This is a genomic window from Halorhodospira halophila SL1 (genome assembly GCF_000015585.1).
GTDB classification, from domain to species: domain Bacteria; phylum Pseudomonadota; class Gammaproteobacteria; order Nitrococcales; family Halorhodospiraceae; genus Halorhodospira; species Halorhodospira halophila.
In genome coordinates this window covers 1287961-1314207 of sequence record NC_008789.1, presented here as the reverse complement: position 1 = coordinate 1314207, position 26247 = coordinate 1287961, and the positions used below count along the sequence as shown (strand labels likewise).

27 protein-coding genes are annotated in these 26247 nt (G+C 69.1%); 4 read left to right on the top strand and 23 right to left on the bottom strand.

Going from position 1 to position 26247, the window contains the following annotated elements:
* Both HHAL_RS06155 and HHAL_RS06150 read left to right on the top strand, forming a co-directional pair.
* Positions 1-819: a divergent polysaccharide deacetylase family protein gene (locus tag HHAL_RS06155; RefSeq protein ID WP_011814007.1), complete on the top strand. Its 819-nt coding sequence runs from the start codon at positions 1-3 to the stop codon at positions 817-819.
* A complete protein-coding gene (locus HHAL_RS06150) occupies positions 816-1382 on the top strand; it encodes a DJ-1 family glyoxalase III (RefSeq protein ID WP_011814006.1) in 567 nt (188 codons plus the stop codon). Before HHAL_RS06155 ends, HHAL_RS06150 begins: the two co-directional genes overlap by 4 nt.
* A 19-nt stretch (positions 1383-1401) precedes the next feature.
* Here HHAL_RS06150 and ubiB read toward each other — a convergent pair whose 3' ends face one another.
* The 10 genes from ubiB to lptM form a co-directional block, all read right to left on the bottom strand.
* Positions 1402-3063: a ubiquinone biosynthesis regulatory protein kinase UbiB gene (gene ubiB, locus HHAL_RS06145; protein WP_011814005.1), complete on the bottom strand. Its 1662-nt coding sequence runs from the start codon at positions 3061-3063 to the stop codon at positions 1402-1404.
* Positions 3060-3638, bottom strand: coding sequence for a ubiquinone biosynthesis accessory factor UbiJ (locus HHAL_RS06140; RefSeq protein WP_011814004.1), 579 nt, complete (start codon positions 3636-3638; stop codon positions 3060-3062). Before HHAL_RS06140 ends, ubiB begins: the two co-directional genes overlap by 4 nt.
* Positions 3639-3651: 13 nt before the next feature.
* Positions 3652-4401: a class I SAM-dependent methyltransferase gene (locus HHAL_RS06135; protein WP_011814003.1), complete on the bottom strand. Its 750-nt coding sequence runs from the start codon at positions 4399-4401 to the stop codon at positions 3652-3654.
* Between the two features lie 46 nt (positions 4402-4447).
* Positions 4448-5776 carry an ATP-dependent protease ATPase subunit HslU gene (hslU, locus tag HHAL_RS06130; RefSeq protein ID WP_011814002.1) on the bottom strand — a complete coding sequence of 443 codons (1329 nt, stop codon included), beginning with the start codon at positions 5774-5776 and terminating at the stop codon, positions 4448-4450.
* 4 nt (positions 5777-5780) lie between these two features.
* On the bottom strand, positions 5781-6335 hold the full coding sequence (gene hslV / locus HHAL_RS06125) for an ATP-dependent protease subunit HslV (protein ID WP_011814001.1): 555 nt from the start codon (positions 6333-6335) through the stop codon (positions 5781-5783).
* An 86-nt stretch (positions 6336-6421) separates the two neighbouring features.
* Positions 6422-7336 (bottom strand): tyrosine recombinase XerC, encoded by a 915-nt coding sequence (xerC, locus tag HHAL_RS06120; RefSeq protein WP_011814000.1) that lies wholly within the window; start codon positions 7334-7336, stop codon positions 6422-6424.
* Between the two features lie 2 nt (positions 7337-7338).
* Complete coding sequence (locus tag HHAL_RS06115; protein WP_011813999.1) at positions 7339-8049, bottom strand: DUF484 family protein; 711 nt, start codon at positions 8047-8049, stop codon at positions 7339-7341.
* A gap of 18 nt (positions 8050-8067) precedes the next feature.
* Positions 8068-8916: a diaminopimelate epimerase gene (dapF, locus tag HHAL_RS06110; RefSeq protein ID WP_049751694.1), complete on the bottom strand. Its 849-nt coding sequence runs from the start codon at positions 8914-8916 to the stop codon at positions 8068-8070.
* 19 nt (positions 8917-8935) lie between these two features.
* Positions 8936-10192: a diaminopimelate decarboxylase gene (gene lysA / locus HHAL_RS06105; RefSeq protein ID WP_011813997.1), complete on the bottom strand. Its 1257-nt coding sequence runs from the start codon at positions 10190-10192 to the stop codon at positions 8936-8938.
* On the bottom strand, positions 10189-10305 hold the full coding sequence (gene lptM, locus HHAL_RS13725; protein ID WP_420842063.1) for an LPS translocon maturation chaperone LptM: 117 nt from the start codon (positions 10303-10305) through the stop codon (positions 10189-10191). The genes lysA and lptM overlap by 4 nt, the downstream gene beginning before the upstream one ends.
* A 156-nt stretch (positions 10306-10461) precedes the next feature.
* Here lptM and tal point away from each other — a divergent pair, with 156 nt between their 5' ends.
* The gene (tal, locus tag HHAL_RS06100) at positions 10462-11568 is read left to right on the top strand and encodes a transaldolase (protein ID WP_011813996.1); all 1107 of its coding nucleotides are present in this window, start codon (positions 10462-10464) and stop codon (positions 11566-11568) included.
* Positions 11569-11622: 54 nt separating this feature from the next.
* On the top strand, positions 11623-12459 hold the full coding sequence (locus tag HHAL_RS06095; RefSeq protein WP_011813995.1) for a symmetrical bis(5'-nucleosyl)-tetraphosphatase: 837 nt from the start codon (positions 11623-11625) through the stop codon (positions 12457-12459).
* An 8-nt stretch (positions 12460-12467) separates the two neighbouring features.
* Here HHAL_RS06095 and ampD read toward each other — a convergent pair whose 3' ends face one another.
* From ampD to HHAL_RS06030, 13 genes are all read right to left on the bottom strand, one after another.
* Positions 12468-13028, bottom strand: coding sequence for a 1,6-anhydro-N-acetylmuramyl-L-alanine amidase AmpD (ampD, locus tag HHAL_RS06090; protein WP_011813994.1), 561 nt, complete (start codon positions 13026-13028; stop codon positions 12468-12470).
* A gap of 77 nt (positions 13029-13105) precedes the next feature.
* Positions 13106-14056 (bottom strand): carbohydrate kinase family protein, encoded by a 951-nt coding sequence (locus tag HHAL_RS06085; protein ID WP_011813993.1) that lies wholly within the window; start codon positions 14054-14056, stop codon positions 13106-13108.
* 27 nt (positions 14057-14083) lie between these two features.
* Positions 14084-15550, bottom strand: a complete 1467-nt coding sequence (gene gcvPB / locus HHAL_RS06080; RefSeq protein ID WP_011813992.1) for an aminomethyl-transferring glycine dehydrogenase subunit GcvPB — start codon at positions 15548-15550, stop codon at positions 14084-14086.
* A 2-nt stretch (positions 15551-15552) separates the two neighbouring features.
* Positions 15553-16050, bottom strand: a complete 498-nt coding sequence (tpx, locus tag HHAL_RS06075) for a thiol peroxidase (RefSeq protein ID WP_011813991.1) — start codon at positions 16048-16050, stop codon at positions 15553-15555.
* Between the two features lie 40 nt (positions 16051-16090).
* Positions 16091-17473: an aminomethyl-transferring glycine dehydrogenase subunit GcvPA gene (gcvPA, locus tag HHAL_RS06070; protein WP_011813990.1), complete on the bottom strand. Its 1383-nt coding sequence runs from the start codon at positions 17471-17473 to the stop codon at positions 16091-16093.
* Between the two features lie 29 nt (positions 17474-17502).
* On the bottom strand, positions 17503-17895 hold the full coding sequence (gcvH, locus tag HHAL_RS06065) for a glycine cleavage system protein GcvH (protein WP_011813989.1): 393 nt from the start codon (positions 17893-17895) through the stop codon (positions 17503-17505).
* Between the two features lie 54 nt (positions 17896-17949).
* Positions 17950-19032 carry a glycine cleavage system aminomethyltransferase GcvT gene (gcvT, locus tag HHAL_RS06060; RefSeq protein ID WP_011813988.1) on the bottom strand — a complete coding sequence of 361 codons (1083 nt, stop codon included), beginning with the start codon at positions 19030-19032 and terminating at the stop codon, positions 17950-17952.
* Positions 19033-19123: 91 nt separating this feature from the next.
* Positions 19124-20773 carry an ABC transporter permease gene (locus HHAL_RS06055; protein ID WP_011813987.1) on the bottom strand — a complete coding sequence of 550 codons (1650 nt, stop codon included), beginning with the start codon at positions 20771-20773 and terminating at the stop codon, positions 19124-19126.
* Between the two features lie 5 nt (positions 20774-20778).
* The gene (locus HHAL_RS06050) at positions 20779-21786 is read right to left on the bottom strand and encodes a Fe(3+) ABC transporter substrate-binding protein (RefSeq protein WP_011813986.1); all 1008 of its coding nucleotides are present in this window, start codon (positions 21784-21786) and stop codon (positions 20779-20781) included.
* A 91-nt stretch (positions 21787-21877) separates the two neighbouring features.
* Positions 21878-23089, bottom strand: a complete 1212-nt coding sequence (locus tag HHAL_RS06045) for an FAD-dependent monooxygenase (RefSeq protein ID WP_011813985.1) — start codon at positions 23087-23089, stop codon at positions 21878-21880.
* Positions 23086-24327, bottom strand: a complete 1242-nt coding sequence (ubiH, locus tag HHAL_RS06040) for a 2-octaprenyl-6-methoxyphenyl hydroxylase (RefSeq protein WP_011813984.1) — start codon at positions 24325-24327, stop codon at positions 23086-23088. Before ubiH ends, HHAL_RS06045 begins: the two co-directional genes overlap by 4 nt.
* A 2-nt stretch (positions 24328-24329) precedes the next feature.
* Complete coding sequence (locus HHAL_RS06035) at positions 24330-25688, bottom strand: aminopeptidase P N-terminal domain-containing protein (protein WP_011813983.1); 1359 nt, start codon at positions 25686-25688, stop codon at positions 24330-24332.
* Entirely contained in the window at positions 25685-26239 is a 555-nt protein-coding gene (locus tag HHAL_RS06030; RefSeq protein WP_011813982.1) for a UPF0149 family protein, read from the bottom strand. The genes HHAL_RS06035 and HHAL_RS06030 overlap by 4 nt, the downstream gene beginning before the upstream one ends.
* Positions 26240-26247 lie beyond the last annotated feature (8 nt).

The window sequence follows — 26247 nt, the reverse complement described above, 5'->3', positions numbered from 1 at the left end:
GTGTGGGGGATCCGTCGATGGTTGGTTGCCGGCCTGCTGCTGCTTTGGAGTGCGCCGGCGTTGGCGCAGGACCCCGGGGGCGCGGAGTGGATGCCGTTCCCCACGCCGGAGGTAGACCCCCCCGCGGGTCGGCCGGCGGCGTTGATCATCGACGATATCGGCGACGACTGGGCGGCGGGCGTCCGTAGCATCGATCTGGCCGAAGGCGTGACCATCTCGGTGCTGCCGCACACCCCCCACGGCCGAAGCCTCGCGGAGCGCGCCCATGAGCGCGGTCACGAGGTGATGCTTCACCTGCCCATGGAGGCGAAGAACGGCGCTGACCCCGGCCCCGGGGCGCTGTTCCTCGACATGGATGAGGAACAGGTCCGGAAGACCATCGCTCGCGCGCTGAAAAGCGTGCCCCACGCCGCCGGCGTCAACAACCACATGGGTAGTCTGATCACCCGTCATCCCGGGCATATGACCTGGTTGATGGAGGAACTGGCAGCACGCGAAGATCTCTACTTCATCGACAGTCGCACCTCGGCGCGCTCGGTGGCACAGCAGATGGCCGAGGAGCACGGCGTGGACAACGCCGTGCGCCACGTCTTCCTCGATCCTCGGCGCGACACCGAGGTCATCGCCGAGCAATTCGAGCGCTTCGTGACGCTGGCACAACAGGGCGATGGGGCGATCGCCATTGGTCATCCCTACCCGGAGACCCTGGATCTGCTCGAAGAGGAATTGCCGCGGCTTCGCGAGCGGGGTGTGGCCCTGGTGCCCGCTAGCGAGTTGGTTGATGAACCGGCCACCGATCCGTTAAAGGGAGATCGATGATGAGTGTACGAGTTCTGGTTCCGCTGGCCCACGGCTGTGAGGAGCTGGAGGCGGTCACGGTGATCGACCTGCTGCGTCGGGCCGGTGCCGAGGTGGTGGTCGCCGGCCTGGAATCGGGCACGGTGCGCGCCAGCCGCGGGGTTCAACTGGTCCCGGATACCGAGCTGGACAGGGTCGTGGAGGAGACCTTCGACCTGATCGTGCTGCCCGGCGGGCTCGGCGGCGCCGAGCGGCTCGAGGGGGATGCGCGCATCGCCCGCATGCTGCAGGCGCAGAACGAGCGCGGCGGCTGGATCGCCGCCATCTGCGCAGCGCCGCGTGTGCTCGCCGAGGTAGGGGTCCTGCAGGGGCGTCGCGCCACCGCCTTCCCCACGCAGCTCGAGCGCCACGGCATCGAGCCGGAGGACAGCGCGGTGGTGATCGACGACAACCTGATCACCTCGCGCGGGCCGGGCACAGCGATGGACTTTGCCCTGCGCCTGATCGAGGTGGTCTACGGCGACGAGAAGGCTGCGGAGGTCGAGGGGGCCCTGCAACGCCCGCTGTCCCACCAGCGCTACTGAGCGGGCCTGCCGTGGCGGTTCAGCGCCGCCACGGCAGGGCGAGGATCAGGGCCAGCAGCCCCAGTCCGCCCAGGCCCCAGGTGGCGGGGGGCACCTCGGCCCACGCCTCCAGAGGCGCCTCGCCGGTCTGGGTCAGGACCGCGGCGATAATCAGCGCGGCACCGGCGATGGCGGCGTAGACCCGTCGATTGCCGCGATCCACCTCCCGGCGTAGCTGTTCCATCTCTTGGCAGTGGCGGTGGAGTTCCACACGCATGCTGGCCAGGTCGTCCAGCCCGCGGTCGATCCGGTTGGGCAGCTCCGGGAGCTTATCCCCCCACTCCGGCAGTTGCTTGCGGATGTTGCGCAGTGCCGCCGCCGGACCCAGCTCCTCACGCATCCAGCGCTCGAGAAACGGCTTGGCGGTGGTCCACAGGTCCAGGTCCGGGTAGAGGTTGCGACCGAGCCCCTCGATGTTGAGCAGGGTCTTCTGCAGCAGCACCAGCTGGGGCTGCACCTCCATGTTGAATCGTCGCCCGGTCTGGAACAGCCGCAGCAGCAGTTGAGCGAAGGAGATCTCGTGCAGCGGCCGGGCGAAGGCCGGTTCGCAGACGGTCCGGATGGCCGCTTCGAACTCCTCGACACGGGTCCCGGCCGGTACCCAGCCCGACTCCACGTGCAGTTCCGCTACCCGCCGGTAATCGCGGTTGAAGAAGGCCATGAAGTTGCCGGCCAGGTAGTGGTGATCGGTGGGGGCCAGCGAGCCCATGATGCCGAAGTCGATGGCGATGTAACGCGGCTCGGTGGGCCGCGTGGGATCGACGAAGATGTTTCCCGGGTGCATATCCGCGTGAAAAAAGCTGTCGCGGAAGACCTGGGTGAAGAAGATCTCCGTGCCGCGCTCGGCGAGCTTCTTGAGGTCGATACCGTGGGCCTTGAGGGCCTCCATGTCGCTGATCGGCAGGCCGTGGACCCGCTCCATGACCATCACGTTCCGCCCGGTGTAGCGCCAGTAGACGGCCGGGACATAGAGCAGCTCCGAGCCCTCGAAGTTGCGCCGCAGCTGCGAGGCGTTGGCCGCCTCGCGCATGAGGTCGAGCTCGTCGTAGAGGTTCTTCTCGAACTCGCGGATAACGTCCACCGGGTGCAGTCGACGGGCATCGGGGACGTAGCGCTCGGCCAGGGCGGCGGCCGTGTGGAGCAGATCCAGGTCACGGCGGATGACCGCCGGGATGCCCGGGCGTACCACCTTCACCACCACTTCGCTGCCGTCGTGCAGCTGGGCGCCGTGGACCTGGGCGATGGAGGCCGAGGCGATGGGGGTGTCGTCGAAATGGGCGAAGACCTCTTCGATCGGACACCCGTAGGTCCGCTCGACGATGCGCCGGGCATCCTCGTGGGGGAACGGTGGCACCCGGTCCTGAAGTCGTGCCAGCTCCCGGGCGACGTCGGTGGGGAGTAGATCCTGGCGGGTGGAGAGGATCTGCCCGAGCTTGACGAAGATCGGTCCCAGCTCCTCGAGGGCGCGCCGGACCCGGACCCCCCGGGGCACCTTGCGCCGTATCCAGCGCCAGGGCATGAAGATCACCAGGAAGCGCAGCGGGCGGAAGATGGGTGCGGCGAGGACGACGTCGTCGACGCCGTTGCGGAGCATCACCAACTGGATCCGGGTCAGGCGCAACAGGCGACGCGGTCCGATCATCCCCGCCCTCTTTCGAGCCGCTGGATGCGCACGGCCAACCGATCAGCGTCGGCGCGCAGGTGATCGACCTCCTCGAGAAAGGCGCGGGCGCGCTGGGGCTCCGGCACCAGGCCGGACTCCTCGGTCAGCCACTCGCCGAGGTCGCTGGCGCCCTGCCGGGCGCTGTCGCTCAGCCAGCGGCCGGTGCTGCGCAGGGTGTCGGCGCTCCACTGCGCCAGGGGATCACCCAGCAGCCGCGCCAGCGGCTCCTGCCAGTCCGGGCGAAGGCAACTGACCAGGTTGCGCAGGTGCTCGACCACCGCCACTTCGCCGCGGATGCGCAGCCGCCCGACAGCGTCCCCGCCCTGGGTCAGCAGCGCGCCGAGCGCCTCGCGACTGGCGCTGACCTCGGCGTCGATCTCCGCGTCGGCGTCGGCTCCGCTGCCACAGAGGGAGACCCCGGCCTCGGAGAAGCGCACGACGATCTGCGGGAAACCCTCCACGCTCAGACGCACCCGCCGGCCAAGCAGCGGGGCCAGCAATTCGGCGGCGTCGGGATCCAGCTGGATCCAGCGATTGATCAGGGCGTCGAGCATGGCGTCGGCGTCTTCAGTAGACCCAGCCAGTGTGGATGGCAGCCACCCCGGCGGTGAGCAGCGTGTAGTCGCAGTCCTCGAAGCCGGCGTCCTCCATCATCTCCTTGAGTGCCGGGGCCTCCGGGTGCATGCGGATCGACTCGGCCAGGTAGCGGTAGCTCTCCGAGTCGTTGACCACCAGCTTGCCCATCATCGGCATGATGCGGAAGGAGTAGAGATCGTAGAGGGGTCGCAGGGCCGAGACATAGACGTGGGAGAACTCGAGGATCACCGCCCGCCCACCGGGGCGCAGCACCCGGCGCATCTCGGCCAGGGCATTCTCCTTGCGGGTGACGTTGCGCAGCCCGAAGCCGATGGTCACCCGGTCGAAGGAGCGGTCCGGGAAGGGCAGTTCCTCGGCATCGGCGAGGACACAGGCTGCTTGCTCGCCGACCCCCTCGTCGATCATGCGGTCGCGCCCGCGGGCGAGCATGGAGAGGTTGATGTCGCTCATCACCACCCGGCCCTCGGTGCCGACCTTGGGCAGTGCCAGGCTCGCCAGATCGCCGGTGCCCGAGGCGAGGTCGAGCATCTCGTGGCCTGGCCGCAGGAAGGTCTGCCCGATGGTCTGGCGCTTCCAGATACGGTGCAGGCCGCCGGACATGAGGTCGTTCATGAAGTCGTAGCGGTCCGCCACCGAATCGAAGACCGATCCGACCCGCTTGGCCTTCTCCTCCAGCGGGACCTCGCGGTAGCCGAAGTGGGTGGTGTTGTCGTCGCTCACTCTGTCCTCTCCTACCCGTCCCTGCGGGTTGTCGCGGATGGGCCGGTTACAGGATGTACCGACTCAGATCCTCGTCTTCGGCCAGTCCGGCCAGGTGCTCGTCCACGTAGGCGGCGTCGACGGTGCGGGTCTGGCCGCCGTGGTCAGCCGCCTCGTACGAGAGCTGCTCGAGCAGGCGCTCCATGACCGTGTGCAGGCGCCGTGCGCCGATGTTTTCGGTGCGCTCATTGACCTGGCGCGCGATCTCGGCGATGCGCCGCACACCGTCATCGGTGAACTCCAGGGTCAAGCCCTCGGCGGCCATCAGCGCTTGATACTGTGCCACCAGCGAGCTGCTCGGCTCGGTGAGGATGCGCACGAACTCCTCGGTGCCCAGGGCGTCGAGCTCGACGCGGATGGGCAGCCGGCCCTGGAGCTCGGGGATCAGGTCCGAAGGCTTGGCGACGTGGAAGGCGCCGGAGGCGATGAACAGGATGTGGTCGGTGCGCACCATGCCGTGCTTGGTGGAGACCGTCGCGCCCTCGACCAACGGCAGCAGATCGCGCTGCACGCCCTCGCGGGAGACATCCCCCCCGCCGCTCTGCTCGGCACGCTTGGTGACCTTGTCCACCTCGTCGAGGAAGACGATGCCCTGCTCCTCCACGCGCTGAACGGCCTCAGCCTTGACCTCTTCCTCGTTGACCAGTTTCGCAGCCTCCTCGTCGCGGAGGACGCGCTTGGCTTCGGCAACGGTCAGCTTGCGGCGCTGGGTCCGCTCCTGGCCCATGTTGCGGAACAGACCCTGCAGCTGGTTGGACATCTCCTCCATCCCCGGCGGGGCCATGATGTCCACGCCGGGGCCGCTGGCCTGGACCTCGACCTCGATCTCGCGATCGTCGAGTTCACCATTGCGCAGCTTCTGCCGGAACTTCTCCCGGGTGCGGTTCTCCACGTCCTCGGGACCGCCGCCGCTGGGTCCGGGCAGCAGGGTGTCGAGCAGGCGATCCTCGACGGCCCGGTCGGCCTTGTGACGCATCGCCTCCATGGCCTCTTCGCGGACCAGCTTCAGGGCCAGGTCGGTGAGATCGCGAATGATCGACTCGACGTCGCGGCCCACGTAACCGACCTCGGTGAACTTGGTCGCCTCGATCTTGATGAACGGTGCCCGCGCCAGCCGCGCCAGCCGCCGGGCGATCTCGGTCTTGCCGACGCCGGTGGGGCCGATCATGAGGATGTTCTTGGGGGTGATCTCGCTGCGCAGGGGTTCGTCGACCTGCATGCGCCGCCAGCGGTTGCGCAGGGCGATGGCCACGGCGCGCTTCGCCTCGCCCTGGCCGACGATGTGCTTGTCCAGCTCCTGGACGATCTCGCGCGGGGTCATCGTGGCTTCGGACATGTCGTTACGACTCCTCACGGGTCTCGGGCAGCGTCTCCACAGTGATGTGGCGGTTGGTATAGACGCAGATGTCGCCGGCGATCTCCAGCGCCCGTTGGGTGATCTGGTCGGCGGGCAGGTCGGTGGATTCGAGCAGCGCCCGGCCGGCGGCCTGGGCGTACGGCCCGCCGGAACCGACGGCCATCAGGTCGTGCTCGGGCTCGATGACGTCTCCCGTCCCGGAGAGGGTTAGCAGAGACTCGGTGTTGGCGACGACGAGCAGGGCCTCCAGGCGGCGCAGGACGCGATCGGAGCGCCACTCCTTGGCCAGCTCGACGGCGGAGCGAGCCAGCTGACCGTGGTGTTTCTCGAGTTGCGCCTCGAAGCGCTCGAACAGGGTGAAGGCGTCCGCGGTGGCCCCGGCGAATCCCGCCAGTACTCGTCCGTGGTAGAGCCGGCGGACCTTGCGCGCGTTGCCCTTGAGCACCGTGTGCCCGAGGGTGACCTGCCCGTCTCCGCCAAGGGCGACTTGGCCCTCCCGGCGGACGGCGAGGATGGTGGTGCCGTGCAGTGTTTCCAAGATCGGCCTCCTGAGTGTTCGCGCCAGCCATTGTACCCGAGAGCATCGCCCGCGGGTCGACGCTGCCGCCGCGAGCGCCCGCCTGCCTAATCGTTGTCAGGGTCTTTGCGCCGTCGGGCCCGGGGGTGGGCCTGGTCGTAGACCTGGGCGAGGTGCTGGAAGTCGAGGTGGGTGTAGACCTGGGTGGTGGAGATGTCGGCGTGGCCGAGCAGTTCCTGGATAGCGCGCAGATCGCCGCTCGACTCGAGCATGTGGGTGGCGAAGGAGTGGCGGAGCATGTGCGGGTGGACGCGCCGCTGGACCCCGCGCAGGTGGGCCAGGCGCTGCAGCCGGCGCTGAACCGTCCGGGCACCCAGGCGTCCGCCGTGGCGACCGACAAAGATGGCCGTCTCCTCGGCGGACGCCCAAGCCGGCCGGTGGCGCAGCCAGGCGTCGAGGGCGCGCAGCGCCTGGCGTCCCACCGGCACCACTCGGTCCTTGGCGCCCTTGCCCCGCAGGACCCGGACCAGGCCGTCGCGCCGGTCGAGGTCCATCATGTTGAGCCCGATGACCTCGGAAAGGCGCAGGCCGCTGGAGTAGATCAGCTCGTAGAGTGCCGCGTCGCGGGCCTGCAGGGGATCCCCGGGGTCTGCTCCGTCGAGGAGTCCGGCCACCTCGTCCGGGTCGAGGGTGCCGGGGAGGCGTCGGCGCGTCTGCGGTGGGCGGACCTCAGCGGCCGGATCTGCGGCGACGGCGCCTTCGCGGATCAGGAAGCGGTAGAAGCTGCGCAGCGCCGCGAGCTGGCGGCCCAGGGTGCGGCCGGCCAGGCCGCGGCGCCGCTGGTGGGCCACCCAAGCCCGGACCACATCGTGGGTGACCGCCGCCCAGCTCGCCAGGCCGCGGTCGGTGCAGAAAGCAGCGAAGGCGTCCAGGTCCTGGCGGTAGCGCCGCCGTGTCGGTTCGGCTAGGCGGCGCTCCGAGGCCAGGTGGCGGTCGAAACGCTCCAACCAGCCCCGTTCCATGCCTAGCCCCGGTGGAGCAATCGGTCGAGTACGCGCGCCGCCGTGGTGCCGAGCCGGCGCAGGAAGACCGTGCCCTGCCCCGGATGGTAGCGCTGGGGATCGCTGCTGCCGATGCCGAGGACGCCCACGGCCCGCTCATCGATCATCGGCACCAGGGCCGCGCTGGCCACCGCCGTCTCGGTATCCGGGAAGATGGTGCGTACCTGGGCTTCGGTGGGGGTCCCACAGCTGGGGCGGCCGCGCTCAAGCAGGGGCCGGAAACAGGTCAGCGCCGGATCGCCAGCATCGAGGATCTCAGGGATGGGCGCGTGGGTCTCGCCGCCGGCCGCTTCGGGGGCGATCAGCAGCAGCCCCACGGCATCGGCCTGGAAGCCCTCGCGCAGTCCGGCACGCAGGGCCTCCACGGCGGCCTGCAGGTCGTCGGCGGCGAACAGGTCGAGGGTTAGCTCGTGGAGCCGCTCGGCGGTCCCTTCGTTCTGGCGGGCCACCCGCACCATGTCGTCGAGGCGCCGGCGCAGGCCTGCGCTCTCCTCGCGCAGGACCCGAACCTGGTGTTCGATCAGTGAGGTGGCGTCGCCGCAGTCGTGGCGCAGCTCCAGTCTTGCGAGGAGCTCGGGATGGCGGTGCAGCAGGTCGGGGTGCTCCGCCAGGTAGGCGGCCACCTCGGCCTCGTCGAGTAACGGGGCCTCATCACGCTTGGCGCTCTCTGTCACACCGTTCGTCCTGCTTGCTTAGCGGGTCGGTCCCCGGGGCGTCGCCGCGGCGGATGCGGGAAGCTCGATCTCGCCGCGGAAAACGGTGCGAGCCGGGCCGGTCATCCACACCGAACGCCCAGGACCGAGCCAGTGTATCACGAGCACGCCGCCGGTCAGCTCCACAGTCACCGGTGCGTCGAGCCAGTCGCGCAGCCGGCCGGCGACCACTGCGGCGCACGCCCCGGTGCCGCACGCGGGGGTCTCGCCGACTCCGCGTTCGAAGACTCTCAGGCGGATGCGGTCGCGGGTGCACACTTCCATGAAACCGACGTTGACCCGCCGGGGAAAGCGCGGGTGACGTTCGATTTCGGGGCCGAGTTCAGCGACCGGTGCCCCGGTCATGTCGTCGACGCGCAACACGGCGTGCGGGTTGCCCATGGAGACGGCGCCGATCGTCTGCTCCCCGCGGCTGGTGGCCAGCCGGTAGGCCTCCTGTCGCACTGGGGCCTGGAAGGGGATGCGCGCGGGTTCGAGTTCAGGGGGGCCCATGTCGACGCTGACCTGGCCGTCGTCCCGGGGTTCCGCCTCGGTGATGCGGCCGTCGGTCTCGATGCGCAGGACCCCCGGGGCGGCCAGCCCTTCGTCAACCAGGAAGCGGGCCAGGCAGCGGACACCGTTGCCGCAGTGCTCCACCTCGGTGCCGTCTGCGTTGAAGATCCGGTAGCGGACATCAGCGGCGATGTGGGCAGGCGGCTCGGCGATAAGCAGCTGGTCACAGCCGACCCCGCGCCGCCGGTCGGCCAGGGTGCGGATGGTCTCGGGGGTGAGGTGCAGGCGCTGGCGGATGCCGTCGAGGACGACGAAGTCGTTGCCCAGCGCCTCCATCTTGGTAAAGCGCACCGCGTCAGCCCTCCGGCAGGAGCGATTCCCCGCTCATCAGCTCGTCGATGGTCTCGCGCCGGCGGATCAGGTGCGCCTGGGTGCCGTCCACCAGCACCTCGGGCGGTCGGGGCCGGGCGTTGTACTGCGAGGCCATGACGGCACCGTAGGCGCCGGCGCTACGGATGGCCAGCAAGCCGCCGGCGGCTGCCGGCAGCGTGCAGTCGCGGGCGAAGGTGTCGGCGGATTCGCAGACCGGTCCGACCACGTCCACCGGTCGAAGTTCGGCTTCCGACGGGGTGACCGCCTCCAGGGTGTGGGCGGCGTCGTAGAGCGCTGGGCGCAGGTAGTCGTTCATGCCGGCGTCGACGATGGCGAACTCCTTGCCGCCGTTGTGCTTGAGATACTCGATGCGGGTGAGCAGGATGCCGGCCTCGGCAACAATGGCGCGCCCGGGCTCGACCAGGACGGATACGCCAAGGTCGCGCAGCGGCGCCGAGATCGCCTCGATGTGCTCGGCCGGGGTTGGCGGCTGCTCATCGATGTAGTGCACGCCGAGGCCACCGCCGGCGTCGATGTGGTCCAGGGAGATGCCCTGCTCCTGCAGTCGCCGGGCCAGCGCCGCCAGCCGTTCTGCCGCCTCGGTCAGCGGTGCCACCGAGAGCAGTTGCGAGCCGATGTGGCAGGCGATGCCACGGACCTCGAGGCGCGGATCGTTAGCCGCTTGGAGGTAGAGGGCCTCGGCCTCCTCCAGGGCGATGCCGAATTTGCTCTGGGCCAGGCCGGTGGCGATGTAGGGGTGGGTCTCGGGGTTGACGTCGGGGTTGACGCGCAGGGCCACCGGCGCCGGGGTGTTCTCGGTGGCGGCCACGCTGGCGATGCGTTCGAGTTCGGCAGCGGACTCCACGTTGAAGCAGCGGATACCGGCTTGCAGGGCGCGACGGATCTCGTCGGTGCCTTTGCCAACACCCGAGAAGACCACCCGCGCGGCGTCCCCGCCGGCGTGCAGCACGCGTTCGAGCTCGCCGCCGGAGACGATGTCGAATCCGGCTCCGTGGCGGGCGAGCAGTTGCAGCAGGGCGAGGTTGCCGTTGGCCTTGACGGCGTAGCAGACGTCCCCGGCGACGCCGAGGGCGCTCCGGTAGAGTGCCCAGCGCTCCTCGATGGCGGCGCGGGAGTAGACGTAGCACGGGGTGCCGAAACGTTCGGCGAGCTCGTCCAGGGGCAGTGCTTCAGCCCACAGGCGATCGGCGTAGCGGGCGAAGCCAGGGGGTGTGCTCATGATGGCTGCTCCTCGCCGTCTTCGTCGGGGAGGTAGAGGTCGGCTTTCTGGCCGCAGGCGCCGGCGAGGACGAGGACCAGCACCAGCGCCGCCCAACGGCATCCGGTACCCATGAGCGTCTCCACGGATTGGCGGTAAACCCGCCATTATAGCGGCTTGGGCCGGCCATGGTGAGGGCTGTCGATCCCGGTTCGTGCGCGGTTTCCGTCCCTGAACCCCCTCGTTATACTGATCCAACCATCAGAGAAACTAGGGCATTGAGAGGGGCCATGACGGAGAATCCGCTTCGAGGGCTGGCCGGCGTCGGGCAGAGCGTCTGGTACGACAATATCCATCGCGGCATGCTGCCGGCGGAGTTGGAGCGCCTGGTCCGGGAGGACGGGCTCAGCGGCGTGACGACCAACCCGGCGATCTTCCAGAAGGCCATCGGTGGGACCGAGGCCTATGATGAGGCCATCACCGCGGCGGTCCAGCAGGTCGGTCGCGACCCGGAAGCGGTCTTCGAGGCCCTGGCCATGGGTGATATCCGGGCTGCGGCGCAGGTGTTGCGCCCACAGTACACGCAGAGCGATGGCTTGGATGGCTATGTGAGCATGGAGGTCTCCCCGCAACTGGCCGACGACGCCCGCGGGACTGTGACGGAAGCCCTGCGCCTCTATGCGGATGCCGGTGAGCCCAACGTGATGATCAAGGTCCCCGCGACGCCCGCCGGCGTTGAGGCCTTCGAGGAGCTGACGGTGCGGGGCATCCCGGTCAACGTGACGCTGATCTTCGGGGTGGAGCGCTACCGGCAGGTTGCCGAAGCCTATGTGCGCGGTCTGGAGCGCCGCCGCCAGGCGGGCGATTCGGTCGCCGAGCCGGCCTCGGTGGCGAGCCTGTTCATCAGCCGGCTCGATGCCAAGATCGACCCGCTGCTTGCCGACAGCGGTTCCGCGGATGTGCAGCCGGGGCAGGCCGCGATCGCCAACGCCCGGGTCGCCTACTCGGTGTACCGGGAGATCTTCCACGGCGCCCCCTTCGCTGCACTGGCCGAGGCCGGGGCGCGGCCGCAGCGCCTGCTCTGGGCCAGTACCGGGGTCAAGGGCGAGCGGTATCCCGAGACTTACTATGTCGAGGCGCTGGCCGGCCCGGAGACGGTCACCACCCTGCCGCCAGCCACCTACGAGGCGTACCGCCGCGATGGTCAGCCGCGGGAGCAGCTGACTGCGCAGCTCGAGCAGGCCCCCGCCGTGCTCGAGGCCCTGCGCGCCGGGGGGATCGACCTCGACGCCATCCTCGACGAGCTCGAGCGCGAGGGGATCGACGCCTTCGTTCAGGCCCATCGGACCCTGCTCGATGTGCTCGAGAAAAAGCTGCAGGCCGCCGCCGCGACGTGAGACCCTGACCGCCGCGAGATCACGTAGGCGTCATGCATAGGAAGGAGGCTGGCATTGGCCACGTACGCGATCGGTGATATCCAGGGATGCTGCGACCCGCTTAAACGACTGCTGGAGCAGATTCGTTTCGATCCGGCCCAGGACACCATCTGGTTCGTCGGTGACCTGGTCAATCGCGGTCCGGACTCGCTCGGGGTGCTGCGCCTGGTGCGCAACGAGCTGGGCGACCGGGCGATTACGGTCCTCGGCAATCACGATATCCACCTGATGTCGGTCTGGAGTGGCCACGGCCGGCTGAAGAACTCCGATACCCTGCGCGGTACCCTGGATGCCCCGGATGCGGACGAGCTGATCGAGTGGCTGCGGCACCGGCCGTTGATGCACGTCGATGAGCGGATGGGCTACGCCATGGCCCACGCCGGATTGCCGCCGGCCTGGAGCGTGGCCGAGGCGCAGCTCCGGGCCCGAGAGCTGGAGCGGGCCCTGCGCGGTGAGATCCCGTTGGACGATCTGATGGACAATATCTACGGGAACCGGCCCATCGAGTGGTCGGACGATCTGGAGGGCTACGACCGCCTGCGTTTTATCACCAACGCCTTCATGCGCATGCGCTTCGTTGACGGTGAGGGGCGGTTGCTGTTGCGCGAGAAGGGGCGCCCGGGCGCCGCCCCCGAGGGGCATTACCCGTGGTTCATCGCCCGCCGGCGCCTGCGGGGGGCGCGCGATCCGGTGAAACTGGTCACCGGGCACTGGTCGCTACTCGGGTTCCACAATGACGACGGCGTGCTGAGCATCGACACCGGCTGCCAGTGGGGCAACACGCTGACGGCGGTGCGTATCGACGACGGTAGCGAGGGGGTATACAGCCTCAAGTGCCCCGAACACGACTGATCGACGGCTCAGAGCGCCTCTAGCAGCCGCGGCCAGTCGAAGGCCGGGCCCGGGTCGGTCTTGCGGTCGGGGGCGATGTCGCTGTGGCCGACGATGCGGCTCGGTGTGATTTTCGGGTAGTGGCGGCGCAGGGTCCGCACCACCTGGATCAGGCTCGTGTACTGGGGCTCTGGGTACGGTGTCTGCTCATCCCCTTCCAGCTCGATTCCTACCGAGAAGTCATTACACTCCGTGCGCCCTCCGAAGGCCGACCGGCCGGCGTGCCACGCCCGGCGATGGAACGGCACGTATTGGGTGACGGCGCCCCCCCGGTCGATGAGCAGGTGCGCCGAGACGCGCAGATCGGCGATCGGTGCGAAGGCGGGGTGGGCCTGTGGATCGAGGCGGTTGGTGAACAGGCAGTCGATCCAACCACCGCCGAACTCCCCGGGGGGCAGACTGATGGCGTGGATGACCAAGAGGTCGACGGCGCAGCCGGGCGGACGCGGGCCGTGGTTCGGCGATGGACAGTGACGAACCGGGTGGAGGAACCCGGTCTGGGGATCGAGGGTGTAGGGGCCACTGGACACGGCACGGCTCCCGGAACCGCAAATAAGAAGCCCCCGCCGGGGCGGGGGCTCCAGGATACCATCGCTACGGGTTCGCCTTAGCGGCCGATGGCCACGTCCAGGCTGGTGCCGAAGGCCGACTCGTAACGGCTCTTGAAGCTCTCGGCGTCGATGGTGTGGTTCTGCGTGCCGCTCTGCTCGACCTTGATCGCACCCATCAGCGATGCGATGCGCCCGGTGGTCTCCCAGTCCAGGTCGCGCAGCAGGCCGAAGAGCAGCCCGGCGCGGAAGGCGTCCCCGCAGCCCGTGGGGTCGGCCACCTGGCTGATCGGGGCCGCGGGCACGTGGATGATCTGGCCGTTGGTGTAGATGTGCGAGCCTTCGGCGCCGCGGGTGACGATCAGTGCGTCGACCTTGTTGGCGATGTCCTCGAGCTCCATGTGGGTCTTCTCGGTGAGCAGGCGCGACTCGTAGTCGTTGACCGCCACCCAGGTGGCGCCCTCGACGAACTCGCGCAGCTGGTCACCGTCGAACGCCGGCATGGCCTGGCCCGGATCGAAGATGAAGGGGATGCCGGCGTCGACGAACTGCCGGGCGTGCTTGACCATACCCTCGGGACCGTTCGGGGCCACCACGCCGACTTTGCCACCCGCGTCGGTGGGGACGTCCACCTTGTGGGCGTCGCCCATAGCGCCCGGGTGGAACGCCGTGATCTGGTTGTCGTCCATGTCGGTGGTGATGTAGGCCTGGGCGGTGTAGTGCTCGTTCAGCGTGCTGATATAGCGCTGATCGATCCCGTGGCTTTTCATCCAGTCGGCGTAGCTGCCGATGTCGGCGCCGACGGTGGCCAGGGTCAGGGGCTCCTCACCGAGCATCTTGAGGTTGTAAGCGATGTTGCCGGCGCAGCCGCCGTACTCGCGGCGCAGCTGCGGCACCAGGAACGAGACGTTCAGTATGTGGACCTGCTCCGGCAGGATGTGATTCCGGAACCGGTCGTGGAACACCATGATGGTGTCGAAAGCGACAGAGCCGCTGATAATGGCGGACATTGAATCCTCCTTGTCGTGGGTGTTCGTTTAGCCTTCCCAGCGCAGATCAAGCTCACGTGCGGCCTTGACGTCGTCGAGCCGGCGCACGGGCAGGCGGTACGGCGCGCCCTTGACCATGTCGATGTTCTCGCGGGCCTCCTCGCGGATGCGGACCATGGCGTCGACGAAGCCGTCGAGTTCGCGCTTGGACTCGGTCTCGGTCGGCTCGATGAGCAGCGCCTCGGGGACCAACAGCGGGAAGTAGGTGGTCGGCGCGTGGTAACCAAGATCGAGCAGGCGCTTGGCGAAGTCCATGACGTTGGCGCCAAGCTCCTTGGCCTCGTGCTTGAGACTGACGATGAACTCGTGGCTGGCCCGACGGTCCGGGTACGCCACCGTGAAACCGGCCTCGCGCAGCCGGGTCATCAGGTAATTGGCGTTGAGCGTCGAGTATTCGGCCACCCGCGGCATCCCCTCGCGCCCGAGCATGCGCACATAGGCGTAGGCGCGCAGGAGCACCCCGGAGTTGCCGTTGAAGGTGCACAGCCGGCCGATGGAGTTCGGGCAGTCGCTCTCGGTGAGCCATCGGTAGTGCTCCCCCTCCTTGGTGACCCGGGGAATCGGCAAGTAGGGGAGCAGGCGCTCGCTGACGCCGACCGCGCCGGCACCCGGCCCGCCGCCGCCGTGGGGCGTCGAGAAGGTCTTGTGCAGGTTCATGTGAATGACGTCGAAGCCCATGTCGCCGGGCCGCGCCTTGCCGAGGATGGCGTTGAGGTTGGCGCCGTCGTAGTAGAGCAGGCCGCCGGCCTCGTGCACAGTGGCTGCGATCTCCTCGATACGGCGCTCGAAGACGCCCACCGTGGAGGGGTTGGTCAGCATGATGCCGGCGGTCTGCGGCCCGACCGCCGCCTTGAAGGCGTCCATGTCGACGTCGCCGTCGGCCCCGGTGGGGATCTCGCGCACCTGGTAGCCGCACATGGTGGCGGTGGCCGGGTTGGTGCCGTGGGCGGCATCGGGCACCAGGATCTCGGTACGGCCGTCGTCGCCGCGGGCGTCGTGATAGGCGCGGATCATGGCCACGCCGGCAAATTCGCCCTGGGCGCCGGCCATCACCGACAGGGTGACGTCCTGCATGCCGGTCACGACGGCCAGGTCCTGCTGGAGCTCGTAGATGCAGGCCAGGAAGCCCTGCCCCGTCTCATCGGGCGCCAAGGGGTGGCGCTCGAGGAACTGGGGCAGCATCGCGAGGTTATTGGCACCCCGCGGGTTGTACTTCATGGTGCAGGAGCCCAGCGGGTAGAAGTGGGTGTCGATGGAGAAATTCTTCTGCGACAGCCGGGTGTAGTGCCGGACCGTCTCCAGCTCCGAAACCTGCGGCAGTTGCGGTTGGCGCTGGCGGCGGAAACGGCGCGGGAGGCTGTCGGCCCCGGGCGCCTCGGCGGGGGCCTGGGCGTAGGCACGCCGGCCCTCGCGGCTGATGTCGTAGATGAGCACGGCTTCGGACTCCTCAGTCATGTTCACAGGGCGCGCTGCACGTCGTCGTAGTCGGGTTCCTCGGCGATCTCGGGGACGAGCTGGGTGTAGGCCACCTGCCCCCCTTCGTCGATGATCACCACGGCCCGGGCGCACAGGCCCTCCATGGGGCCTTCCTCGATGCGCACGCCGTAATCCCGGGCGAAGGCCGCATCGCGCATGGCCGAGAGCATCGCCACGTTGCCGACGCCCTCGGTGCCGCAGAAGCGCTGCTGGGCAAAGGGCAGATCGGCGGAGACGGTGGCGAAGGTCACCCCGGTGTTATCGCGGGCGAGCTCGTCAAAGCGCTTGGCCGACGCGCCGCACACTGGGGTGTCGAGGCTCGGCACGATGTTGAGCACCAGCCGACGACCGGCAAAGTCGGCCAGTCGGTGGTCCTGCAGCTCGCCGTCGACGAGTCGGAAATCCGGGGCTGCCGAGCCGGTGCCCGGCAGCTCACCGCAGGTACGGAACGGGGTGCCCTTAAGGGTGACGGTTGCCATGGCGCGATACCTCCTCCGCGACGGTGCGCGGTTGTGGGGCTCAGGCGCGGGCGCGCTGCCCGGTGTTGCGCAGGGCATCGGCCAGCGCCGCAGCGAACCGGTCGATCTCCTCGGAGGTGCGGGTCTCGGTGGCGCAGATGAGCAGCGCCGGCCCCCACTCCGGGAACTCCTGACTGAGGTCGTAGCCACCGAGCACGCCGCGGTTGGCGAGCATCGGCAGGACTTCCTCGGCAGGCGCTGGGATCCGCACGGGGACCTCGTGGAAGAACGGACCATCGAACAGTCGCTCGACGCCGTCGATGGCGGTCAGCTTCTGTACCAGCTCACGGGTACGCTCATGGCTGACCGCCGCCACCCGGGCGAGCCCCTCGGCGCCAAGCAGGGAGAGGTGAACGGTGGCCGCGGTGACCATCAGCCCCTGGTTGGTGCAGATGTTGGAGGTCGCCTTCGAGCGGCGGATGTGCTGCTCCCGGGCCTGTAACGTCAACGTATAGCCGGTTCGCCCGTCGGCGTCGACCGTGCGCCCCACGATCCGGCCGGGCAGCTGACGCACGTGCTGCTTGCGCGTGGTCATGTAGCCGAAGTAGGGGCCGCCGGAGGAGAGCGGGATGCCCAGGGGCTGCCCCTCGCCACAGGCGATGTCGGCCCCCTCGGTACCCCACTCGCCGGGCGGGGTCAGCAGGGCCAGGGCGACCGGGTTGCAGACGGCGATGACCAGGGCGTTCAGGCCGTGGGCCCAGTCGGTCAGCCGGTCCACCTCCTCGAGGGCGCCGAAGAAGTTCGGCTGCGGGATCACCACCGCGGCGAAGGGCTCATCCTCGAAGCGGCCCAGCGCCTCGGGGTCGATGCGCCCAACGGTATCGTCGAGGGGCGCCTCGACCAGTTCGATGCCCTGGTTGGCAACGATGGTCTCGACCACGCGCCGGTAGTACGGGTGCACGCTGCGCGGCATCAGCACCCGCTTGCTCTTGACCTTGCGGTTGGCCCGCACCGCCATGAGCACCGCTTCGGCCAGCGCGGTCGCGCCGTCGTACAGGGAGGCGTTGGAGGCGTACAGCCCGGTGAGCTCCGACATCATGGTCTGGAACTCGTAGAGCAGCTGCAGAGTGCCCTGGGACGCCTCGGCCTGGTAAGGCGTATAGGCGCTGTAGAACTCACCACGGGTGGTGATCTCCCAGACCGCCGCCGGCACATGGTGGTCGTAGGCGCCGGCGCCCACGAAACAGGCCGGCTGCACGTCCTGCGCCGCGCGGCGACGCATGAGCTGCGTGACCTCCATCTCGTTCATCCCGGCGGGGATGGCGTCGATGGAGGCCTTGCGCAGCGACTCGGGGATTTCGTCGAAGAGGTCCTCGATCCGCTCGACGCCGATAGCGTCGAGCATCTCGCGGACCTCCTGCTCGGTATGCGGTACAAACGGCATCGTTCGGGTCCCGTGTTAGTGGACGGGCTTCAACCCTCGTCGGCCACCAGCTCTTGATAGGCGGCGGCATCCAGAAGACCGTCGATCTCGCTAGTGTCGGCGGGCTGGATGCGCATAATCCACCCATCGCCGTAAGGGTCGGTGTTCACAGCCTCGGGGTTGTCGGCCAGGGCCTCGTTGCCCTGCGTGACCTCGCCACTGATCGGGGCGTAGACGTCGGAGGCCGCCTTGACCGACTCAACCACCGCGCACGCCTCTTCAGCCTGGACCTGGGTTCCGGCTTCCGGCGGCTCGACGAAGACCAGATCGCCCAGCGACTCCTGGGCGTGCTCGGTGATCCCCACCGTCACGCTGCCGTCGGCTTCCACGCGGACCCACTCGTGGTTGCGCGTGTACTTGAGGTCTTCAGGTACCTGACTCATGGGATGCGTTCCTCGCAATTCGGGGATGAATTCGTGTCTAAAACCGGAGAAGGGTTAGACGCACACCTTACCATGGCGGACGAAGGGCGGTTTCACCCGCCGCGCAGCGGCCTCGCGCTTGCGGATGACCACGCGCCAGTCGCCCTCGGCGCCAGCCGGGACGCGGGCCAGGGCGATGGGCCCGCCGAGGGTCGGCGAGTGGGCGCCGCTGGTGATGACCCCGTCGCCGGCGTCGGTGCGCACCACGTAGCCCTCACGGGCCGGGGCGCGACCCTCGACCAACAGGCCGATCAGGCGCCAGGCGGCGCCGTGGCGGCGCTGTTCCTCAAGGGCTGCCCGGCCGATGAAATCGCGGTCTTCGGGATCCCACGCCACGGTCCAGCCCAGTGCGGCCTCCAGGGGCGTGGTCTCCTCGTCCATCTCGTGTCCGTTGAGGTTCAGCCCGGCCTCCAGGCGCAGGCTATCGCGGGCACCGAGCCCGCACGGCTGGGCGCCGGCCTCGGTCAGTCGGTCCCACAGTGCCGGGGCCTGGTCGGCCGGTAGGATCAGCTCGAAGCCGTCCTCGCCGGTGTACCCGGTGCGCCCGGCAAAGATCTCGCCGATCGCCGCCGCCTGGAACGGTTTGCAGGCCAGGGCCGCGGCGGCCTGGTCGCCGAAGAGCTGCTCCAGCACAGAGGCGGCTCGCGGGCCCTGCACGGCGATCATGGCCAGATCGTCTCGGGCCTCCGCCGTGACGCCGGCGGCGTGGGCCTGCTCCAGCAGTCGCGGGCGCACCTTCTCGCGGGTGGCCGCGTTGGAGACCACCCGATAAGACGCGTCCTCGCGAAGGTAGACGATCAGGTCGTCGACGACGCCACCGCGCCCGTTGAGCAGGCAGCTGTAGAGGGCCTGGCCGGGGCGTCCATCGAGCTTGGCGACATCGTTGGCCAGCTGTTCGCGCAGGAGGGCGCGGGCGCCGGGGCCGGAGAGGTCGGTCACGGCCATGTGGGAGACGTCGAACAAGCCGACGTCGCTGCGTACGGCCTGGTGTTCGGCGAGCTGGGAGCCGTAGTGCAGCGGCATCTCCCAGCCGGCGAAGTCGACCACGCGGGCGCCGGCGCCCACGTGTTGATCGTAGAGCGGGGTTCTTTGCGGCATCTCTGGAATCGGTCGCTAGGGTGGCGAAATACTATACGCACAAAGTCCGATAAACCCAAATGACGGGCACGCAAGCCCCGGGGGCCGGGGCTTAGCGACCACGGATCGAGCCCCGTACCAGCAGGATCACGGGCAGCAATCCGACCCCCACCAGCGTGATGGCGGGCACGGCCGCCCGCTCCCAGACCCCCTCGGTGGTGAACTCGTAGATGCGCACTGCCAGTGTGTCCCAGCCGAAGGGCCGCAGCAGCAGCGTGGCCGGCATCTCCTTCATGACATCGACCCCGACCAGCAGGAGTGCAGTGAGCAGTCCCGGGGCCAGCATGGGCACGTAGATCCGCCGGATGACCTCGCGATCACCGGCCCCAAGGCTCCGCGCGGCATCGCGTAGCACGGGCCGGACCCGCTCCAGGCTGCTGTCCACGGCGCCGTAGGCGACCGCCATAAAGCGCACCACGTAGGCGAGGAGCAGCGCGAAGATGCTGCCCGCGAGGAAGGTGGTGCCGAGTCCGCCCCAGGGGCCAACCAGGTTGGCGATCAAGTGATCGAGCCAGGTCAGGGCCAGCATAATCCCCACTGCGAGGACGGCGCCGGGCAGGGCGTAGCCCAGGGTCGCCGCAGTGACCGCGCGCTGGGTCAGCCGGTCCGGCTGCACCCGGCGGGCGTAGGCCAACAGCAGTGCGATGAGTACGGTCAGTGCAGCGGCGCTGGCGCCGAGGGTGAGGGTGTTCTGGATCAGCGACCAGTAGGTGCTGTCCAGGTCCTCCAGGCGGCGCGAAGCCCAGATCAGCAACTGGATCATGGGCAGCACGAAGCCCAGCGACAGCACGGTGCTGGCCGCGGCGGTGGCCGCCCAGCGGCGCCAGCCGCGCAGCTGGATGCGTTCCAGGTGCTGGGTGCTGCCCTGGGAGAAGCGTGCCCGACCGCGCGCACGGCGCTCCACCCACAGACCGGCGAGGATGATCAGCAGCAGGATCGCCGCGAGCTGGGCAGCGGCGTTGATGCTGTAGAAACCGAACCAGGCCCGGTAGATCGCCGTGGTGAAGGTCTCGAAGTTGAAGATGGCGACGGCGCCGAAGTCGGCCAGCGTCTCCATCAGGGCGAGCGCCGTGCCGGCGGCGATGGCCGGCCGCGCCATGGGCACGGCCACCCGGAAGAACGCTGCCCAAGGGGTTAGCCCCTGGATGCGCGCTGCCTCCAGCGGCCCCCGGCCCTGGCCGAGGAAAGCCGCGCGGGTGAGCATGTAGACGTAGGGGTAGAAGACCAGCGTCATTACCAGCACCACCCCGGGCGCCGAGCGCACCGAGGGCAGTTCAAAGTCCGGTCCCAACAGTCCCCGCAGGCCGGTTTGCAGCGGGCCGGCGTACTCAAAGAAGCCGATGAACACGAAGGCCAGGACGTAGGCCGGCACCGCCAGCGGCAGCATCAGCGCCCAGTCGAAGAAGCGGCGCCCGGGGAACTCGCAGACCGCCGTCAGCCAGGCCAGGCCCACGCCCAGGGCCATCACCGCGCTGCCCACCCCGAAGATGAGGATGGCGGTATTGCGCAGGATCTCGGGCAGCAGCGTACTGGCCAGGTGACGCCAGACCTCGTGATCCGGATTCAGCCACGAGAGCAGCGTCACCAGGATTGGGGTGAACAGCAGGCCCCCGGCAAGGACGGCAAAGACCCGCCAGGGGCCGATACGCTGCCAGAATCGGCGCAGCCGAGGGCTGCGCGCCGGACGCGGTAGCGAGAGCACGCCGCTTACCGGTACCCGGCTCGGTCCATCAGCATGGTGGCCTCACGCTGAAGCCGGCCCGCCTCGCTGACATTGATGGTGTCGGGCTCAAACTCCCCCCAATTGGCGACGATGGGGTCGAGATCGACGCCCTCCACCGCGGGGTATTCGAGGTTGATCGCGGCGAATTGCTCTTGAGCGTCATCGCTGGCCAGCCACTCCAGCAGCTTCTGCGCTTTCTCGGGGTTGGAGGCGTGCTGGGTGATTCCGGCCCCGGATACGTTGACGTGGGTACCGTGGCCGTCCTGATCGGCCCAGAAGACCTCAACCGGGAAATCGGGGTTGTCGCGGAGGACCCGGCCGAGGTAGTAGGTGTTGGTAATGCCCACGTCGCACTGTCCGGCCTCGATGGCTTCGAGGACCGCGGTATCGTTGGAGAACGGCGAGGTGGCCAGATTGTCGACCCAGCCCTCGACGATGCGGGCCGTCTCTTCCTCGCCCTCGTGGTGAAGCATCATGGCCACCAGCGACTGGTTGTAGACCTGCTGCGAGGTCCGCAGGCAAAGGCGCCCCTCCCACTTCTCGTCGGCCAGATTGGCATAGCTATCCAGCTCCTCCGGGTCGACGCGCTCAGGACTGTACATGATGGTGCGCGCGCGTACCGAAAGCCCGAACCACCGGTCGTCCGGATCGCGCAGGTGCTCTGGGATGCGTCCGCGCAGCTCGGATGAATCGAGCCTGGCGAGCAGGTCGTTCTCGGTGGCCTGGTGGAGGTTGCCGGCATCCACGGTCAGCAGGATATCCGCCGGGGTGCGCTCGCCCTCGGCCTTGAGGCGCTCCATCAGCGGCCCCGCGTCGTCGGTGACGAAACGCACGGAGATCCCGGTTTCTTCCGTGAAACGCTCGAGGATCGGGCTGATCAGGTGGTCCTGGCGGGCCGAGTAGACCGTCAGCTCGTCGTCGCCGGTATCGCAACCGGTGATCAGGACAGCACCAGCAATCAGCGCGGTTGCCACAGGGATCGGGCGGAACATGGGCACTCCCTCGTTTGGTCCACAACAGAAATCGATGATAATGATTCGCGTTTCTAGCTGGCAAGCGCCTTATTGCCCTGACCGGATGGTTTTAGATGCGTGGCCCCCGGGCGAGTGCGGGGAGATCGCCGTGGAGGCCCATCAGGCCGGTGATCAGGACCTGACGCAGCGGTGGCAGGTGGGCCGCGGTGCGCAGGGCGGTCCCTCGCAGCAGGGGCAGGGGGCCGGCCTGGACCCCGAAAAGCCACTGAACCATATCCAGGCCGTTCTGCATGCGGGCGTTGCTGCCGCGGCGGCGCCGCTCGTAGCGCCGCAGGGGGCCGATGCCGCCTGGATCGCGCCCCGTACGGTGCGCCTCGAGCACGGACTCGACCAGGGTGGCGGCATCCAGCAAGCCGAGGTTGACGGCCTGTGTGGCCAGCGGATGGACGGTATGAGCCGCGTTGCCGACGAGGGCCAGCCGCGGGCCGATGTAGCGTTCGGCCCGGCCGCGGATCAGGGACATCGCCTGGCGGGCCGATGAGCCCTCGACGCTGCCGAGCATGGCGCCGCTGGCGACCTCAAGCCGCTGGTGAAACGCATCGGCATCCGCCTCCAGGAGCTGTCTGGCGCGGGCCCGCGGTACGGGCCAGAGCAGGGCCGACTCGTGGTCGTCCAGGGGCAGCAGGGTCAGCGGCTCCTCACCGCAGAAACGCTGGCGGACGGTGCGCCCGGGGTGTCGCTCGGTGCGGATCCGGGCTATCACCGCATCCTGCCCGTAGCCGGCGCGGCGCCAGCGGATGCCGGCCAGTTGGCGCAGTGGTGAGGCGTCACCGTCGGCGGCGACCAGTAGCTGGGTGGTGAGGGCCTGGCCATCCTCTAGGTGGAGGGTCAGCCGATGCCCTTCGACGGCCATGTCGCGGACCGGGCCCGTGGCCAGGCGGCGGGTTTGTGGTAGGGCATCGAACAGCTCACGCAGTGATCGATCGATGACGCCGCGCTCGACCACGTGGCCGATGCGCGTCTCGCCGACCTCGCAGGCGTTCAGGGTGAGATGGGCCGAAGCGTCACAGTCCTCCAGCTCCAAGGCCTCGATCGGGTGGGTTCGGTCCCGGGTGACGGAGGGCCAAGCGCCGAGGTGCCGAAGGACACGCTCGGAAACGACGTCGATCACAGAGTGCCGGGGCTCACTGCCGGCCGTCGGGGCTACGCACACCTCGGCGGCATCGAGCAGGGTGACCGCCAGGCCCTCGCGGGCCAGACCGACCGCTGTCGCCAGTGCCGGTGCCCCGGCCCCCTGGATGATGACGTCGGCATCCTTCACTGGGCGCTCTCCCCGCTGTCTGGTGGTCGACAGGCGGCGGTGGCCAGCGGACCGACCCGCCCCGCGCCGGTGCACAGCAGGGCGCGCCGGATCGGTGGGCAGCGCTGCAGGGTGGCGAGTGCCCCGCTGCGTGCCAGGCGCAGGAGTGGGTGCGCGGAGGCGAAGCCGCCGACCAGGCTGTTGGTGAACAGCCGGGTTCGCCAGAGGTCCTCGGAGCGCCGCCGCACATAGGCCTTGAGCAGCGGTTCGGCCCCCGGGTCGCCACCGCCGGCGTGGCTCGTCGCGACGAGTTCGGCCAGGGTAGCCGCATCGCGCAGGGCGAGGTTAAGCCCCTGTCCGGCGACCGGGTGCAGGGTGTGGGCGGCGTTGCCCAGCAGCAGCACCCGACCGGTGTACGGGCTCGGGGTGTGCCGTTCGACCAGCGGGTAGATGGAACGCGGGCCGCAGTCCCGGAAGGGTCCCAGGCGGTAGCCGAATGCCTGCTGCAGGGCCGCCAGGAATGCGGTCTCATTGCCGCTCCGATAGGCTTCGGCCCGTTCTGGGGGCAGTGACCAGACGAGGGCGCACCGCCCCTCGGCGATGGGCAGCAGCGCCAACGGGCCCTCCCGGGTGAACCGCTCGAAGGCCCATCCCTGGTGGTGGCAGGTCGGAGTCAGGGTGGTGATCACGGCGCTCTGGTGGTAATCGCGACTGCGTACCGGCAGCTCGGTGAGCGTCCGCGTCCGTGAGTGGGCCCCGTCGGCGGCGACAAGTAGGCGGCCGCGCAGCCGCTGCTCGCCGTCGCCCCCGCTGGTGGTCACGCGGACCTGATCACTGCCCTGCTCCACGGTCTGGACCTGCGCCGGACTGATCAGCGTGATGCGTTCGTCAGCGGCCAGGCGCTGCGCGAGCGTGGCGCCCATCTCGCGATTGGCCAGCAGCCAGCCGAGGGCATCGACGCCCTCCTCCTCGGCGTCGAAGTGGACGAAACCCCAGCCGCCCTGCTCCGAGACGTGGATGTGTCGGATCGGGGTCAGGCCTGGGCGCACCGGTCGCCACAACCCCCAGGCATCCAGGACGTAACGGCTCGATGGGGCGAGCGCGGTATGCCGCTCATCGAAACTGGGTTGTCCGCTGTGCTCCGCTGGCACCGCCTCGATCACCGCTACGCGCAGCCCGGCCCGGGCCAGTCCGCAGGCCAGGGCGCCACCGACCAGGCCGCCGCCGGCGATGATGATCTCGTAGGGCTCGGTGTCCAACGTCAGTCGAAGTCTCCACTTTCCTCGTAGCCTGCGCCGCGCACGGCGCCCATCAGATCCTCAATGGCCTCGGGGGTCTTCGGCACCCCGCTGGTGAGGATGCGCGGGGTCTCCCGCTCGACAACCACGTCGTCCTCGATGCGAACGCCGATCCCGTGCCAGCGTGGATCCACCTCCTCGCTGCCCGGCGGGCAGTAGAGCCCCGGCTCGACGGTCACCACCATGCCAGGCTGGAGGACGCGCCACGCTCCCTCTACTGCATAGCTGCCGACGTCGTGTACGTCCAGTCCCAGCCAGTGACCGGTGCGGTGGGGGAAGAAGCGCCGGTGGGCGCCCTGCTCGATCAGTCCGTCCACCTCGCCCCGGAGCCAGCCGAGATCCACCATGCCCTGGGTGAGGATGCGCGTGGCGGTGCGGTGGAAGGCGTCGAAGTCGTTGCCGCTGCACACTTGCCCGATGGCTGCCTCCTGGGCCTCGAGGACCACGTCGTAGACGGCTCGCTGCTCGGCGCTGAAGACCCCGCTGACCGGGAACGTGCGGGTGATATCGGCGGCGTAGCCGTCCACCTCGGCGCCGGCGTCAATGAGGACCAGGTCGCCCTCGTGCAGTGTGTTGCGCAGGGTGACGTAATGAAGTACGCAGGCGTTGGCGCCCCCAGCGACGATGCTCGGATAGGCGGCCTCGCCGCCGTGTCGGTGGAAGATGCCGAGCAGCTCGGCAGCCAGCGCGTACTCGGGCATCCCCGACTGGACGGCCTGCATGGCGCGCCGATGCGCCGCCACCGAGATGCCGGCTGCCCGGCGCATCGCTTCGAGCTCGGCGGGGCGCTTGATCAGCCGCTGCTCGTGGATGTTGCGGTCGAGCAGCTCGATGCGGTCCGGGGCGACGGCCTGGCCCCGGGCTCGCGCCCGCCCGGCCTGCAGCCACTGCAGGAGCTGGCGGTCCCAGTGCTCGTCGCGGCCCAGCGGCGCGATCATCCGTTCCCGGCCGACGAGCAGGTCGGGCAGTCGCTGATCGAGCTCTCCCAGCGGCCAGGCCTGATCGGCGCCGTAGGCCTGGCAGGCGGCCTCGGGGCCGGTGCGCGCCCCGGCCCACCGTTCCGCCTCCGGGTCGCGCTCACGGACGAACAGCACATACTCGCCCTCGGGCCGGCCGGGGGCGAGCACCGCCACCGCGTCGGGTTCGGGGAAGGCGGTGAGGTAGCGGAAGTCGCTGTCCTGGCGGAAGGGGTGGTCCACATCGCGGTTGCGGGGCTGTTCCCGCGCCGCTGGGACCACCACCACCGCGCTCTCACCGATGCGCCGAGCCAGGGTCTCCCGCTGCTCGCAGGCAAGCTGGGTGAAATCGATGGTCTCGTTCATGGATCCTGGGCCTCGACGCTGGGGTGGCCCATGTGCTCCCGACAGAGCAGGACGCCGACACGGATATACTCCAAGAGTTCGGTATACGACGCCTCGTCGTCTTCGTCCTCGGCCGGTTCGGCGGCGACCCGGGAGATCTCCGCCAGGTCGCTGAGAAACTCGCGGACCTCGGCGGGCAGGTCGGTGTCCTCGCCGGGCTCGGTTCGCCCGAGCCCGAACAAGAACCCGCTGCTCCAGGCGGCCAGCGCGCGGACGCGGTCACCGAACGGTTCGTCCTCGGCGGGCAAGAGCGGCGCGAAGCCCATGGCATCGTCCGCGAGTTCCGTAGCGGTTTCATCGTAGAGTAGGGTCAGCGTCTCCAGGCAGGCCCGCGCCGCCTCGCCGCGCGGTTCGGTATCGGCCAGAACCTCGGCGATCCAGTGGGCCTGACCCGCGTCGCCGGTACCGCTGAGCATACCGGTGAGCATGCCGTGGGCCTCGGCGGCGCCCACCGGGGTGCCGACCGCCTCGAGGACTTCGGCGACCCCTTGATAACGTTGTCCGGAAGCCATGGCTCGTC

Coding starts and splice junctions, on each gene's coding strand:
- HHAL_RS06150 (WP_011814006.1), top strand. CDS start 816: ATGATGAGTGTACGAGTTCTGGTTCCGCTGGCCCACGGCTGTGAGGAG.
- ubiB (WP_011814005.1), bottom strand. CDS start 3,063: ATGATCGGACCGCGTCGCCTGTTGCGCCTGACCCGGATCCAGTTGGTG.
- HHAL_RS06140 (WP_011814004.1), bottom strand. CDS start 3,638: ATGCTCGACGCCCTGATCAATCGCTGGATCCAGCTGGATCCCGACGCC.
- hslU (WP_011814002.1), bottom strand. CDS start 5,776: ATGTCCGAAGCCACGATGACCCCGCGCGAGATCGTCCAGGAGCTGGAC.
- xerC (WP_011814000.1), bottom strand. CDS start 7,336: ATGGAACGGGGCTGGTTGGAGCGTTTCGACCGCCACCTGGCCTCGGAG.
- dapF (WP_049751694.1), bottom strand. CDS start 8,916: ATGGAGGCGCTGGGCAACGACTTCGTCGTCCTCGACGGCATCCGCCAG.
- lysA (WP_011813997.1), bottom strand. CDS start 10,192: ATGAGCACACCCCCTGGCTTCGCCCGCTACGCCGATCGCCTGTGGGCT.
- lptM (WP_420842063.1), bottom strand. CDS start 10,305: ATGGGTACCGGATGCCGTTGGGCGGCGCTGGTGCTGGTCCTCGTCCTC.
- tal (WP_011813996.1), top strand. CDS start 10,462: ATGACGGAGAATCCGCTTCGAGGGCTGGCCGGCGTCGGGCAGAGCGTC.
- HHAL_RS06085 (WP_011813993.1), bottom strand. CDS start 14,056: ATGTCCGCCATTATCAGCGGCTCTGTCGCTTTCGACACCATCATGGTG.
- gcvPB (WP_011813992.1), bottom strand. CDS start 15,550: ATGACTGAGGAGTCCGAAGCCGTGCTCATCTACGACATCAGCCGCGAG.
- tpx (WP_011813991.1), bottom strand. CDS start 16,050: ATGGCAACCGTCACCCTTAAGGGCACCCCGTTCCGTACCTGCGGTGAG.
- gcvPA (WP_011813990.1), bottom strand. CDS start 17,473: ATGCCGTTTGTACCGCATACCGAGCAGGAGGTCCGCGAGATGCTCGAC.
- gcvH (WP_011813989.1), bottom strand. CDS start 17,895: ATGAGTCAGGTACCTGAAGACCTCAAGTACACGCGCAACCACGAGTGG.
- gcvT (WP_011813988.1), bottom strand. CDS start 19,032: ATGCCGCAAAGAACCCCGCTCTACGATCAACACGTGGGCGCCGGCGCC.
- HHAL_RS06050 (WP_011813986.1), bottom strand. CDS start 21,786: ATGTTCCGCCCGATCCCTGTGGCAACCGCGCTGATTGCTGGTGCTGTC.
- HHAL_RS06035 (WP_011813983.1), bottom strand. CDS start 25,688: ATGAACGAGACCATCGATTTCACCCAGCTTGCCTGCGAGCAGCGGGAG.
- HHAL_RS06030 (WP_011813982.1), bottom strand. CDS start 26,239: ATGGCTTCCGGACAACGTTATCAAGGGGTCGCCGAAGTCCTCGAGGCG.